At 62.2% G+C, this 13604-nt stretch carries 9 protein-coding genes and 1 pseudogene; 3 read left to right on the plus strand and 7 right to left on the minus strand.

Annotated features, from left to right (window positions below; all coding sequences use genetic code 11):
* Positions 1-46: 46 nt before the first annotated feature.
* From LU682_RS10450 to pchA, 4 genes are read right to left on the minus strand one after another with little or no spacing between them, the layout of a single operon-like run.
* Positions 47-1615 (minus strand): FAD-binding oxidoreductase, encoded by a 1569-nt coding sequence (locus tag LU682_RS10450; protein WP_054888282.1) that lies wholly within the window; start codon positions 1613-1615, stop codon positions 47-49.
* Between the two features lie 14 nt (positions 1616-1629).
* Complete coding sequence (locus LU682_RS10455) at positions 1630-2322, minus strand: hypothetical protein (protein ID WP_016488039.1); 693 nt, start codon at positions 2320-2322, stop codon at positions 1630-1632.
* Positions 2319-2669 carry a c-type cytochrome gene (locus LU682_RS10460; RefSeq protein ID WP_016488038.1) on the minus strand — a complete coding sequence of 117 codons (351 nt, stop codon included), beginning with the start codon at positions 2667-2669 and terminating at the stop codon, positions 2319-2321. Before LU682_RS10460 ends, LU682_RS10455 begins: the two co-directional genes overlap by 4 nt.
* A 45-nt stretch (positions 2670-2714) precedes the next feature.
* The gene (gene pchA, locus LU682_RS10465) at positions 2715-4193 is read right to left on the minus strand and encodes a 4-hydroxybenzaldehyde dehydrogenase (RefSeq protein WP_016488037.1); all 1479 of its coding nucleotides are present in this window, start codon (positions 4191-4193) and stop codon (positions 2715-2717) included.
* Between the two features lie 330 nt (positions 4194-4523).
* On the opposite strand from pchA, the gene LU682_RS10470 reads away from it, so the two are divergent.
* A complete protein-coding gene (locus LU682_RS10470; protein ID WP_054888283.1) occupies positions 4524-6353 on the plus strand; it encodes a sigma-54-dependent Fis family transcriptional regulator in 1830 nt (609 codons plus the stop codon).
* Between the two features lie 201 nt (positions 6354-6554).
* Positions 6555-7760 (plus strand): OprD family porin, encoded by a 1206-nt coding sequence (locus tag LU682_RS10475; RefSeq protein ID WP_016488035.1) that lies wholly within the window; start codon positions 6555-6557, stop codon positions 7758-7760.
* Positions 7761-7802: 42 nt separating this feature from the next.
* Here the strand turns inward: LU682_RS10475 and LU682_RS10480 are convergent, their stop codons facing one another.
* The gene (locus LU682_RS10480) at positions 7803-8804 is read right to left on the minus strand and encodes an AraC family transcriptional regulator (protein ID WP_016488034.1); all 1002 of its coding nucleotides are present in this window, start codon (positions 8802-8804) and stop codon (positions 7803-7805) included.
* Positions 8805-8875: 71 nt separating this feature from the next.
* Positions 8876-11212, minus strand: coding sequence for a tetratricopeptide repeat protein (locus LU682_RS10485; protein ID WP_024717426.1), 2337 nt, complete (start codon positions 11210-11212; stop codon positions 8876-8878).
* Positions 11213-11412: 200 nt separating this feature from the next.
* Here LU682_RS10485 and LU682_RS10490 point away from each other — a divergent pair, with 200 nt between their 5' ends.
* Positions 11413-13092, plus strand: coding sequence for an arylsulfatase (locus LU682_RS10490; protein ID WP_016488032.1), 1680 nt, complete (start codon positions 11413-11415; stop codon positions 13090-13092).
* 13 nt (positions 13093-13105) lie between these two features.
* Here LU682_RS10490 and LU682_RS10495 read toward each other — a convergent pair.
* Positions 13106-13533 (minus strand): annotated as a pseudogene (locus LU682_RS10495) (hypothetical protein); the annotation flags it as partial.
* Positions 13534-13604: the final 71 nt, after the last annotated feature.

Here is a 13604-nt window from a genome sequence, read left to right on the forward strand (position 1 = left end):
TTCGGATTTAACCGCCACGTCAGGTATGGCGGGGCTTCAAGAACATTCAGAATGGGTTGGCGAGGTCGATGCCCGACTTGCCTGGCGAGAGGATGTTGTTGGGGTCCAACGCACGCTTGAGGGTGTGCTCGAGCTTGCGCTTGACCGGGCCGTAGCTGTTCGCGACGCGATCCTGGAAGGCCGTGTTGACGCGGTAGACGGCGTAGCCTTCCTGCTCGAACACATTTAGCAGTTCGGCGAAGCAGGCATTGGCGCGCTGGGTTTCTTCCGGGTTGCTGCGGTCGTACAGCACATCGATGACGTGGTGCATGTCGCGCCAGCCGACGATGAACTCGCCGACATAGTCCAGCCCATGCTTGTTGAGGGTTTTCTTGGCCAGTGCCTGCTGCTTGTCGCACTCGCTGCCTCGGGCCTGGCTCACCGGCGCGAACCACATCGAGCCACCGCCGCCACGCCAGTTGTACAGGCCGAATTCCTGCAGGTTGGGCACCCCGGACATCAACTGCGCACGGTACTTGAACGGCTGGGTGTCACCGGCCTCCTGCTGGGTGAAGATGCGGCCTTTGCCCAGTTTCTTCAGGGCGTCGGTAACGATCTTCCAGTTGACGTCGACCTGTTCCTGGGTACCGTACAGCGCGGCATAGACGTTCCAGGCGCCGAGGTTCTTGTCTTTCTGGATCTGTTTGAGGATAGCGTCGGACGTCGCCCCCGGCTCGTTGGTGTAGTCGGCGCGCCGGGTATTGCAGGTGGCGGCCTCCCAAAGCACACCGGCGATGACAACCGAGTTGGGAATGACCTGGGCGATCCGCAGCGGGCGGATGAATTCGACGATCTCGGCGATATCCGAGGCGTTGTCGAACTTGATCTCGAACGGCTGGAACACGGGAGGCTTGGGCATCAGCCAAAAGCCCATCTTGGTACAGATGCCATAGTTGGCCTGGGTGAACATGCCGTCTAGGGTCGGGCCGTAACCCCACTTGAACACCTGCCAGGCATTGTCGCCTTTCACTCCGCCCATGCCGGTGCGGTACACGTCGCCATTGGCCAGCACGACTTCCATGCCGCACTGCATCAGGAAGTGCTCGCCGTAGGGCGTGTAGCCCACGCCGCGATCCATGGTGTTGCCCAGCGGCCCGGCGATGGCCGACGGTGCGGAGAACGACAGCATCAGCGGCAGTTTGTGTTCCTGCAGATAGTCGTACAACTGCTGGTAGGTCACGCCCGGCTCGACCAGGGCCGTGCACAGTTCCGGGTCAACATGGAGGATCTTGTTCATCTTCTTCAGGTCGAGAATGACCTGGCCGCGCTGGCTTGGGGCCGCCGAGCCATAACCGAAGTTGCGCCCGGTGGAGATGGTCCACACCGGGATCTTGTGTTCGTTGCAGATCTTTACCACGCCTTGCACCTGCTCGACGGTGGTGGCGGTGACGGCGGCGGACGGGGTGTGCTCAGCGGTGTCCACGGCCATCATGATCTTGGTGTAAGGGATCAGCTGATCGTCCTTGATCAGGACGTTTTCATCGCCCAGCAGGGCCCGGAACTTGGCAATGGCCTGATCGAAGTTGGCGAGGTCGACGCCGCGCGGGAGCAGGGTGGTTGTGTTTTGCTCAGTCATGTCTTACAGCTCCTTCAAGCCTCGATCGAAAACGAAACGAAATGACCGGTCAGCGCCGCCGACCGGTTGTCGACCACAGGCGCTTGCCCGATGTGCGTGGTGCCCAGGGTGGCGAGGGCGTAGCCGAGTGTGGCCGCCCATTGGTCCGAGGCGCCTTTGTCACGGCCGGCAGCCGACGCGCGCAGGGGGGGCTGCTGGCCGCGCAGGCGATGCTCGGTAAGGCTGAAACCTGCGCCGCAGGCGTTCAGGCTCAGGCCGAGTTGCGGGGCGCAGCCACTGGCCGTTTCGCCGCTGAGCAGGCGGTGGTGTGAAGCGTGGGCTGCGGCGTGGTGCTGGCCAAGCCACTGCACGTGCGCACCGGCGCTGCGCGCGAGGTCGACGATCAGTGCGGCACTGGCATCGTCGACCAGGCCGATGATGCGTTGCGGTGTGGCGATACGCAGGCGTTTTTCAAAGCCAAGGATGAAGTCCAGGCTGAGGTCGGTACGCCGGACCTTGACCTGCTCGCCGGCGGGGCTTGCGTTGACGCCCTGGAGGAAAGCCGCCTGCGCGGCGGCGCTGCTGACCAGTACCAGGGTTGGACGCGCCGGTTGTGGTTGTGTGCCCAGGGCACTGTTGGCCGCGCTGATGCCTGCGCTGCTCATGGCAATACCGGCAAGGCTGGACAATGCCATGCCTTTGAGCACGAATCGGCGTTCGACGTTCATGGCTTGCCTCCGGCTGGGTTGGGCGCAGGCGCGGATGCTGTGGAGATGTACTCGGCAACCTGTTGCAGCGCGTTGTCGTCGATGAACGAGGCAGGGAAGGCGGGCATGGCGCGAAAACCATTGCGCACGATCGCAGTGATGTACCCCGGCGGCAGCTGGCGGCCGGTGATTTGCGGCCCGACCTGGTGTTCGTGGCAGTGGCCACACACCTTGGCGTAGACATTTTCGCCGCCTTTCCAAACACCATCGCCATCGGCAGCGGCGTTATTGGCAAGCACGAGCAAGGGCAGGGCGAAGCAGGCGGCCAATGTCCGTTTCATCACGGAGCCGTCGCGAAGTGAAGACATTTCGTACTCCATTCTTGTTGTAGGTGGGATGGGCAAAGGGCCGGGTCAGAACGGGTACGCTCTGGGCACGTGTTGCAGGGTGATCCAGTGGTCGGTGGTGAATTCGTCGATGGCCCAGTCGCCATTGAAACGCCCCAAACCTGAGTTCTTCTCGCCGCCGAATGGCGCGTTGGGTTCGTCATTGACCGGGATGTCGTTGACGTGGGTCATGCCGGCGTGGATGCGTTGGGCGAACTGCACACCGCGCTCCAGGCTGGAGGTGAAGACGGCGCTGGAGAGCCCGTATTCGCTGTTGTTCGCAAGCGTTAGGGCATGCTCGGCATCACGTGCAGCCTGAATGCCGACCAGGGGGCCAAAGATTTCTTCACGGGCGATGTCCATGTCGGCGGTAACGTTGCCGAAGACGTGAGGCGGCAGCACATTGCCTTGAGCCTCGCCACCCACCAGCAAGGTGGCGCCTTCGGCGTGGGCAGTGACGATCTTCTGTTGCAGGCCCGCCAGTTGCTTGCTGTTGATCACCGGCCCGATGACCGTGCTGGCGTTGCTCGGGTCGCCGTAAGGCAGGGCCTTGACCCGCTCGACAAAGCGCTGGGTGAAGGCCTCCAGCAACGGTTGCTCGACGATGATGCGGTTGATCGCCATGCAGATTTGCCCCTGGTGCAGGAACTTGCCCACCACGGCAGCATTGACGGCCTGCTCGACGTCGGCATCAGCCAGGACCACGAACGGGCTGTTGCCGCCCAGCTCCAGCGCCACGTGCTTGAGGTGCTCGCCGCCGCTGGCGATGCGGCCGATGTTGCGCCCGACTTGGGTCGAGCCGGTGAAGGAAATGAACGCGGGCACCGGATGCTCGACGAAAGCGTCTCCGATCTGCGCGCCGGCCCCCACCACCACGCTGAGCACACCCGGCGGCAATCCGGCTTCCTCGAAGATTCGCGCAAGCAGCAGGCCGCCGGTGACCGGGGTATCGCTGGCCGGCTTGACCACCACGGCGTTGCCTAACGCCAGGGCAGGTGCCAGGGAGCGTGCGGTCAGGTGCAGGGGGAAGTTCCAGGGGCTGATCACGCCAATCACGCCCAGGGGAACCCGGTAGACGCGGCTTTCCTTGCCGGGCACATTGGACGCCATGATGCGCCCGTGCACGCGGCTTGGCAGGCTGGCCGACTCGAGGGTGATGGCGCGTGCGGCGCCCCATTCGATTTGCGCCTTGATCCGCGTGCTGCCTGACTCGCTGATGATCCAGTCGATAATTTCTTCACGGCGGTCGTCAAAGATCTTCACGGCATTGAGCAAGACCTGGCTGCGCTCGGCGGGGCCTTTGGCCGCCCACTCGAGCTGGCATTCGCGGGCCCTGCGGTAGGCGGCATCGAGGTCTTCGCGGTTGGCCAGGGTGATTTGCAGCAATCGCTTCTGCGTGAAGGGGTCGAACACCTCCAGCGATTGATCGGCGCTGCCGGCTCGCCATTCACCGGCAAGGGGCTGCAAGTGCAGGTTTTGATAGGCAGGGGAGTGGGAAAGCGTCATAGGGAGGTCACCTCTATTTTTTTTATCAAGTGCACCTGCGCTGCATAACAACAACCGTGCCAATGCTTCGAAAAGATATATTCATCAATGAATTCAATGGGATGAGGGATAAAGCTGGCGCTGACAAGCGGTCGTTACTGTATGATTTTCGACGAAGCCTGCATAAATTCATGCAGAAAAATCGACGAAGTCAGCCTGTAGAAAGACAGAAGGTGTGCGGCTATCGGACAGATCGAGTGCCTACGCGCTTACGCCGACCGCTCGCGCATTGACCCGGCGCGAGGGCTCGGCATACTCACAAGCTACTCACTTGTTCGTTGCTGATTGCTCATGACGCCTACCAAACCCACCCAGCCCGGTCGTCCTGCCGACGAAGAATTCTTCAAGCAGATGCTTGGCAAGCAGAAGCGCCTGATCGTCGACCGCGCCAGCCAGTTTGGCGCCAGTGGCCTGCCATCGGCAGAACAGTTGGCGGAGACGGTGGCATTTTCCCCGCAGGAAGGCAGCGTCTGGATGTGCGGCCAGCGCATGATGCTGCTGCAAGGCGCCGCGTTCGGCGCCATGCGCCGCGAACTGATCGAGGCGCTCGGGTTCGATAAGGCGCGAGGCCTGTTGACGCGCATCGGCTGGCAGGCCGGTGCGCGGGACGCGGCCCAGGTCAGCGCGCAATGGCCAGAGGGTGATGACGCCAGCCTCTACAGTGCAGGGCCGCGCCTGCACATGCTTGAAGGGATGGTCAATGTCGAAGTGGTGCGCTTTGAAATCGATTCAGGTGTCGGCCACTTCTACTCCGAGTTCCTTTGGCACAACTCGCTCGAAGACGATGAGCACATTGCGGCCTATGGCTTGGGTGGTGAACCGGCCTGCTGGATGGAGATCGGCTATGCCAGTGGCTATGCCTCGTCACTGCTCGGTCGCCTGGTCGTGTTCCGTGAGCAGGAGTGCCGCTCGATGGGGCACCCGGCGTGCCGGATTGTAGGCAAGCCGGCCGATCAGTGGGACGACATCGACGTCGATCTGGCCTACCTGATGCCGGACGACTTCCTTAGCCGCAGTACTTATGCTTCAGGTAGCGCCACGGAGGTAGCCGAGCTGGAGGCGCCTATCGACGGCAAGCCAATGGTGGGCATCTCGGCGGCTTTCGTGCTCGCCACGCAGATGCTGCAGCGCGTGGCCTCGACCCAGGCAACCGTGCTGCTGACCGGGGAATCGGGCGTTGGCAAGGAGCTGTTCGCCCGCTCGTTGTACCAAGCCAGCACACGCCAGCAGCGGCCGTTGGTGGCGCTCAACTGCGCGACCTTGCCGGAGAACCTGGTGGAAGCAGAGCTGTTCGGTGTCGAACGGGGTGCCTACACTGGTGCCGACCGCTCGCGTGCCGGGCGTTTCGAGCGGGCCAATGGTGGCACGTTGTTTCTCGATGAAATCGCGACCTTGAGCCTGAGTGCCCAGAGCAAGATTCTGCGCGCCCTGCAGGAAGGTGAAATCGAGCGGGTAGGCGGCACGGCGCCGATCCGGGTCGATGTGCGGGTCATTGCCGCCACCAACCTGGACCTGCGCCGCGAAGTCGAGGCCGGGCGTTTTCGTGAGGATTTGTTCTATCGCTTGAACGTGTTTCCCATCCACCTGCCACCGTTACGGGAGCGCCGTGAAGATATCCCGCTGCTGATGAGCTATTTCCTGCGTCATTTCAGCCAGCGCCATGGGCGTCGGCTTGCGGGCTTTAGCACCCGGCTGGTCAACGCGCTGCTCACGTATCGGTTCCCAGGGAACATCCGTGAACTTCAGAACCTGATCGAGCGGGGCGTGATCAGTGCCGGTGAGGGCGAAGTCATCGACCTGGTGCACTTGGCCGAGATCGGCGCGCCCTTGATGGCCACGGCGATTGGCCTGACACCTGAGGGGCGCTTGTCCGGGGGGCAGCGCCGTGACGAGCCGGCCAGGCAGGTAATCGAGCCCACAGCGCACATTCGAGAGCCGGTATTGGAGGGGCTGCTGGCGTTCGTCGCCGGGAGCCAGAAGGTGCTCAGTACACCGTTGGCAGATATCGAGCTGCAACTGGTGCATCTGGCCATGGAGCGCTCGGGCGGCAACATCACCCTGGCGGCACAGATGCTGGGCATGAGCCGCGCGCAAGTCAGTTATCGGCTCAAGGGCAGCTAGCGGCGGATTAAGGCGGATTTTCTGCGCTGCGCAGTTAGTCGTTACGCGCAGGCGATAACGGCTTGTAAGCGGACTGCGGATACTGGACCTCTACAACAATAAAAATGTTTAGAGGCATCCATGAACGGTCAACACGCAACTGTGCCGCGCGCAGCGTACGCTGCTGGAAAACATCTAAGGGCGGTGGGTCTGATCGGGGTGATGATGCCCCTGGCCGCGCAAGCCGACTTTGTCGAAGACAGCCAGTTGAACCTGGGTCTGCGCAACTTCTACGTAGACCGTGATTTCAAGGGCGAAAACCCGAGAACCTCTCGCGATGGCAGCTGGAGCCAGGGCCTGGATCTGCGTTTCACATCCGGTTATACCCAGGGCCCGCTCTCGTTCGGTGTCGATGCCGCCGCGCAATACGCCTATCGCCTGGACGGCGGCTCAGGTCGTGGCCCTGACAGTGTCTTGCCCTACAGCCAGAGCTCACGGGAGCAAGCCCGGGAATATGGCCGGGCGGCACTGACCGGCAAGGTGCGCTATTCCAAGACCGAGCTGAGGGTCGGCGAGCATCGGCCGACCTTGCCGGTGGCCTTCCAGGACGATTCCCGGCAACTGGTGACGACCTTCAATGGTTTCACGGTCAAGTCCAACGAGATCGACAACCTCACCCTGACCGGTGGGCGATTCACCGGGATCAGCACCCGTGAATCCTCCAACCGTGAAAAGCTGTACCTGTTCACCCGCCCCAACGGCCCCCGTCATACCAGCGATGGCCTGAACTTCGCCGGCGCCACCTACGCCTTCAGCCCCAACCTTGCTGCCAGCTACTTTTATGGACAGCTGGAGGGTATCTACCAGCAGCATTATCTGGGCCTGACGCTGAACACCGAGCTGGGCGCAGGCTACGGCCTGAAGACCGACCTGCGTTACTTCAACCACAACGAAGACGGTGACGCGCTGTACGGCAAGATCGATAACCGCTCCTATGGCGCCATGACCACCTTGAGAAAAGCCGGCCACGCCTTTGGTGTGGGCTATCAACGCATGCTCGGCGAGAGTGCGTTCCCGACGTTGAACGGCTTCGTGCCGCAACCGTATCTGGTCAATTGGTCGGCCGTGGCCTTCATCAGGCCCAACGAAAGCTCATGGCAGGCGCGTTACGACTATGACTTCGTGGCCATGGGCATACCCGGCCTCAACCTGACCACCCGTTACCTGCGCGGCACGGGCATCGATCGCGGTGGGGACCTGAGCCAAACCGCCGAAAACGAGCGCGATCTGTTTCTGAGTTATGTGGTGCAGAGCGGCCCGCTCAAGGGCGTGGCCGTGGAGTGGCGCAACATCCACGCGCAGTTCAAGCATGGCAATGACTACGATGAGAACCGTTTGATCACGACCTACACCTGGAAATTCTGGTAGGCCTTGGCCGAGCTGGCCGCTGCGCCTGCAGCGGCCTTCCCATCAATCTGACCTGGCCAGCGTTTGCGAGGGCAGCTCGCCAAACGCTTGCTTGTAGGCGGCGGTAAAGTGGCTGGGTTGCGCAAACCCCCACTTGAAGGCCAGCGCCGACAACTGTACTTCACCCGGTTGGTGCTCCAGTAACACTTTGCGCATCGCCAGTAGCCGGCAATGCTGGATGTAGCGTTGCGGGCTGGTCCCCAAACCGTTGCGAAACGCCTGTTCCAGGCTGCGTCGGCTGGTGCCGCTGACAGTCACCAGTTGGGTGATGCAAAGCGGCTGTTCGAGATTGGCGTGGATGAAATCGACCACCCGTTTCACGGTGCCCGGCAACAGGCGCCGTGGTGGTTCGCTGTACAGGCTGGGCAGCAGGTGCAGCAGGTTTTCGCAAAACAGGTGCTGCACGTGGGACTGGCCAAAGGGCGTTGCTAGCAAGCCAGCGGTGTTGCCGCTTTCGCTGTCGACCATGCGCAGCAGGTTGCCCAGGCTGCGCATGGCCGGGTTATTACCCTGGAACAACAACGCCTGCGTCGGGCTCTGGGCATGGTGAACCTGATGGTGACGTTCCAGGTGGTTGAGCAGCAAGGCCGCATCCAAGGCAATGACGATGGCCTTGGTCCCTTCGTGCCAGGTGACGTCCACTTCCTGCCCGGGGCTGAACACCAATAGCTCACCCGCGTTCGCCTGCAAGCCCTGGAGGTGGTTGCTGATCGCGCCGTGCAAAGGCAGGATGCCATGCCAACAGCTCAACGGGCTTGAGCTCACGCGAACCTCGCGCCCCCACCACGCGCCGAACAGCTTCATTTGCGGCAAGGTCTGCAAGGTGAAGTCGATATCCAGCGTGCCTCGCCCGCCGAGGCGAATCCGCCGTTCCTCCAGGTGGTTGTTGAGCAGGGCTTCGGCGTCTTCGACATTGCGCGAGCGCAGCAAGGGCTCGGCTGCAAAGGGAATGGCCGAGCGGGCGTCGCCAGCAGTGGGCAGGCCGCTGTAAAGGGGCGTATTCATCACCGTAACCTTTATTTGTTGTCTGTCTGGTTTGATCCAGTGGTATTCAGTCTTGGCCGCGGCTTCGCTGGTCATCGATTCGCGCCCATGGTGCGCGTACGCTGCTGTTGCTGCTGTACATAAGCCAGCAGGCGACGCGCCTCGGGGTGCTGCGGTTGTAGCATCAACAGTCGCTGCAAGAACGCGAATGCAGAGGCCCAGTTGCCTGCCCGCGCATCCAGATAGGCGCCTGCATACAAAAGATCCCTATCTTGCGCTGCGTGAGCAAGCCCGGCCACTACCACGCGTCGCGCCTGTTCAGGTTGGCCGAGCTGGCTGCGCAGCAAGCCGAGGTTGTAATACAGGCGCAGGTTCAGCGGCTGGCCGGGCAGGGCTTTCTCCAGCCACTCGATGGCCTGCTCGGGCTGCTGGCGCTCGGCCTGGAGCAGCCCCATGGCATAGGCCAGCTCGCTGAAGCCGGCGCGCTGCTCGCCGCGTTGCAAGCCGGCCTGTAGTGTTTCAAGGGCCTGGTCGGATTGCCCGCGAGTCAGCAGCAACCTGGCAAGTGCCGCGCGCGCGGGCGTGAAGTCCGGATCTTGGCGCAGGACTTGGTGATATTGATCCAGTGCCTGTGCCTCATTGCCTTGACGTGCCAGCAGGCTGGCCAGGTTGAATCGCGTGCCCGGCAAGTCGGCGTTGGCGCTGAGCCGCGCAAAGTGGTCCTGGAGCAGGTGACCGAGCCGGTCACGTTGGGCGGTCGGCAGTTGCGCCTGCAGGTCGGCCAAGGCGCGAGCCGCCTGATCGCGTACCGCCAGTGCCGGGTCATCAAGCAGGGCAGGCAAGTGTTGCAGGCGTTGCGCATCGTCGGCATTGGCCATGGCGCGCACCACGCTGCTGCGCACCAGTGGATCTTGATCGGCAAGCCCGAGGGCAAGCGAATCCAGCGCAGGCCCCTCGACGCCGCTCAGGACGTCGGCGGCAGAAGCCCGGACGATCGCCGGGCGTGTCGCGTCGGTGACCAACTTTGCGGCCAGGGCAATTGCTTGCGGATCGTGCGCTCGGGCGCCTTGCATCACCGGGCCATAATGCTCGCTACGCAGCGGGCCGAAGCGCTGGCTGATCTCGTTTGCGGCCCATTGTGCCGAGCGCTCTTTGTGGCATTGCGTGCAGGCGTTGGGCGCGCCGGTGATCGGCGTCAGGTCGGGCCTTGGCAGGCGGAAGCTATGGTCGCGGCGTGCGTCGATCACCATGTAGTTCTGTTCGGGCGCATGGCAGTTGGTGCATTGCGCGCCGGGGCTACCAGGCTCATGAAAGTGATGGCTGTGGCTGTCGTAGTCCTTCTTCTTCAGCGTGGGGAACCGCGGGTTGCCCTGCGGGTTGTGGCAGCTGGCGCACAACTGATTGCCCTGGGCGGGCAACTCGCCGGTGTGCGGGTTGTGGCAGTCGCTGCAGGTCACGCCGGCGGCGTACATCTTGCTCTGCACGAAGGAGCCATACTCGAACACCTCAGCCTGTTGCTGGCCATCGGCATGATAGGCGCCAGGGGTCAACAAGGTAGGGTAGGCACTATCCACCAGAGATTTACCCGGCTGGCTGCCAACACCAAGGGTTTCCTGTTGTGCGTGACAGCGGGCGCACTGGTCGACTTCGTAACCCTTGGCTCGCGCCCCGAAGTCCACCTGCAAACCGCGTGCGCCGGCATTGTTGGCGAGCTGGCGCTGCGCCGTCGGCAACTTGGCCCATGCCAGATGCTGAGCGCCCGGCCCATGGCAACTCTGACAACCCACCGACAGCTCGCTCCAGGTACTGGCGAAGCTGTCCTGGCTGGCGTCGTAGCCTTTTTTCAGGTTGCCCGAGTGGCACTGGGCACACATGCCGTTCCAATTCTGCGAGCGGCCGGTCCAGTGCAGGGCGTCGTCCGGGGTGAAGCGCTGGCCGGGGTAGAGCGAAAACCAGCGCTGCCCACCGTCGGCCTTGGCGCGGTTGTCCCAGGCAACGGTCAACGATTGCAAGCGACCACCAGGGCGTTCGATCAGGTATTGCTGCAGGGGATAAACGCCGAAGGTGTAGGCCACGGCGAAGTCCTGGCGTCGGCCCTGTTCGTTTTCGGCATTGACGTAAAACGTGCCATTGCGCGTGCTGAAACTCACCTCTACGCCGGCGGCGTCCGTAAAGGCCTGATCGGCGAAGTCGCCCCGCACATTGTCCGCGGTCGGCTTGCGCATCGACCAGCTGTGATGTGACTGGGACCACTGTTGCGCCTGTGAAGCATGGCAGGCCTGGCATTGGCCTGGGTCGACGTAGCCGTCGTCCAGCTTGCGCTGTGGCGGTTGAGACGGGGCGGCAAGCAGCCCGCCGGCCCATGCGCACAGCCATAGCAGGGCCATCCCCCGGGTGACATTCGCTGCGTGCCAACGAGCTTGCTTCATGTGCCCCACCTCTTGCCTGCCAGTGGGTGCGCGCCCCCGGAAAATAAAGGGGATGATGAACGTCGAGCGGGCACTGCCCTAGCCCTCGGGGCAAATAATCACGCGGATGCATAAGCGCTTGCGCTGAAGCGTTATCGGCGAGCGGCGGGCCATCCGCATACTTGCAAGCACACCAATAATAACAACCGAGGACACGCTTCATGAGCTCGTTTAAGACACGCCTGCTTGCTCTGATGGTTGCCATATGCAGCCACACGGCCATGGCCGCAGATGAACGCCCGAACTTTCTGATCATCGTCGCCGATGACCTGGGCTACAGCGACCTGGGCAGTTTTGGTGGCGAAATCAGCACCCCGAACATTGACTCACTTGCGCGCGATGGTGTGCGCCTGAGCAACTTCCACACGGCGCCCACGTGCTCGCCGACCCGCGCAATGATGTTCTCTGGCGCCGACAGCCATGTGGCGGGCCTGGGCAACATGGGCGAGCTGCTGCAACCGTTCCAGAAAGGCCAGCCTGGCTACGAAGGGTATTTGAACGAGCGCATGGTTACGGTAGGCCAGGTGCTTCAGGATGCAGGTTACAACACCTACACCACCGGCAAATGGCACCTGGGTCGCACCGAAGAGACCAGCCCCAAGGCGCGCGGCTTCGACCGCTCGTTCATTCTGGTGCAAGGCGGTGCCAGCCACTTCGACGACCAGCACGCCATCATTGCCCAAGACCCCAAGGCGATCTACCGCGAAGACGGCAAGCAGGTGGAAGTGCCCAAGGGCTTCTATTCCAGCGAGTTCTACACCGATCGGCTAATCGACTACATCGAAGCCGACAAAGCTAGCAACAAGCCGTTCATGGCCGTACTGTCCTACACCGCGCCACATTGGCCGCTGCATGCGCCAGACGCTTGGCTGGACAAGTACAAGCACCGTTATGACGCCGGCTACGACTCGATCCGCCAGGCCCGCCTGGAGCGCCAGAAGCAGCTGGGTATTGTCGCGGCCAACACAACGCCCAACACACCCATGGCCAAGGGCCTGCCGAGCTGGGGCCAGTTGAGCGATGAACAGCGCCAGCGTGAGGCGCGCAACATGGAGATCTATGCGGCGATGGTGTCCAACATGGACTACCACATTGGCCGACTGCTCACGTACCTGGAGAAAAACGGCAAGCTGGACAACACCTTCATCGTGTTCATCTCTGACAACGGTGCCGATGGCAATAGCCCGATCGACCTGCCTGGCAACAAGGAGTGGCTGGCCAAGGACTTCGACAACAGCCTGAAAAACATCGGGCACAAAGGCTCGTATGCCGACTATGGCGCACAATGGGCCCAGGTCAGCTCCACGCCGTATCCGCTGTTCAAGGGGTTCACCAACGAGGGCGGCATTCGCGCGCCAGCCATCATCAGCGCGAAAATGCTGAAGAAGGCCCACCTGCAAGGCACGCTCAACAACGACATGGTCCATGTGATGGACCTGATGCCAACCTTGCTGGACCTGGCGGGGGTGCCGGCGCTGGGCAAGACATTCCAAGGTCGCCCGGTGCAAGCCATCAGCGGCAAGAGCATGCGCCCATTGCTTGAAGGTCGGGCCATGGCCCAGCGTCAGATCGGCTGGGAACTGTTCGGCCGCAAGGCGCTGCGCAAGGGCCATTGGAAAATCACCTTGGTCAATCCACCTTACGGCACCGCCCAGTGGCAGCTGTACGACCTCAAGAGCGACCCGACCGAAAGCCGCGACCTGGCCCAGGCCGAGCCGGGCAAGCTGAAGGAAATGCTCGTGGCGTGGGACCAGTACGCGAAGGAAAACAACGTGCTCGATGGCAAGTTCGACCTCAAGTACGGGTTCCAGACTTGCCTCTACGAATACTGTTTCAAGTAGCCGTTGAGCACGATCACGCTGCCTGCTTGACTGGAGCAGGCGGCGGTCTTTGAAGACCTTGCAACCAGTCGCAGTAGCGGGCCACGCCTTGCTCGACTACCATTGTAGGTGCCGTGTAACCGGCAGCGCGCAAGCGCTCCAGGTCGGCGCAGGTGTAACACTGGTACTTGCCACGCAAATGTTCAGGAAATTCGCTGTACTCCAGAATGCCTTCCAGCAAGGCCATATCAAGTGACAACGAGGGTTGGCCTTGCTGCCCGCGCAACCGATTGATCACAGCCAGGGCCACATCATTGAATGGTTGGGCGCGGCTACTGCCAACAGAACTGCCGGCGCACCTGTTGCATCGAACAGGAACTTCGAATAGCCATAGACGTTCAGCGGGCGCTCACATTCGCGCTGTTCACGAAAGTCCTCGTCGGCTCCGTAGACGCGGGAAGAAATGCAGGTGCGCTGCCCCGAACTGCTAATCACCAACTATTCAATGCTCGAATACATGCTAATGCGTCCGT

The organism is Pseudomonas alloputida (assembly GCF_021283545.2).
In the GTDB taxonomy this organism is placed as follows: Bacteria; Pseudomonadota; Gammaproteobacteria; order Pseudomonadales; family Pseudomonadaceae; genus Aquipseudomonas; species Aquipseudomonas alloputida.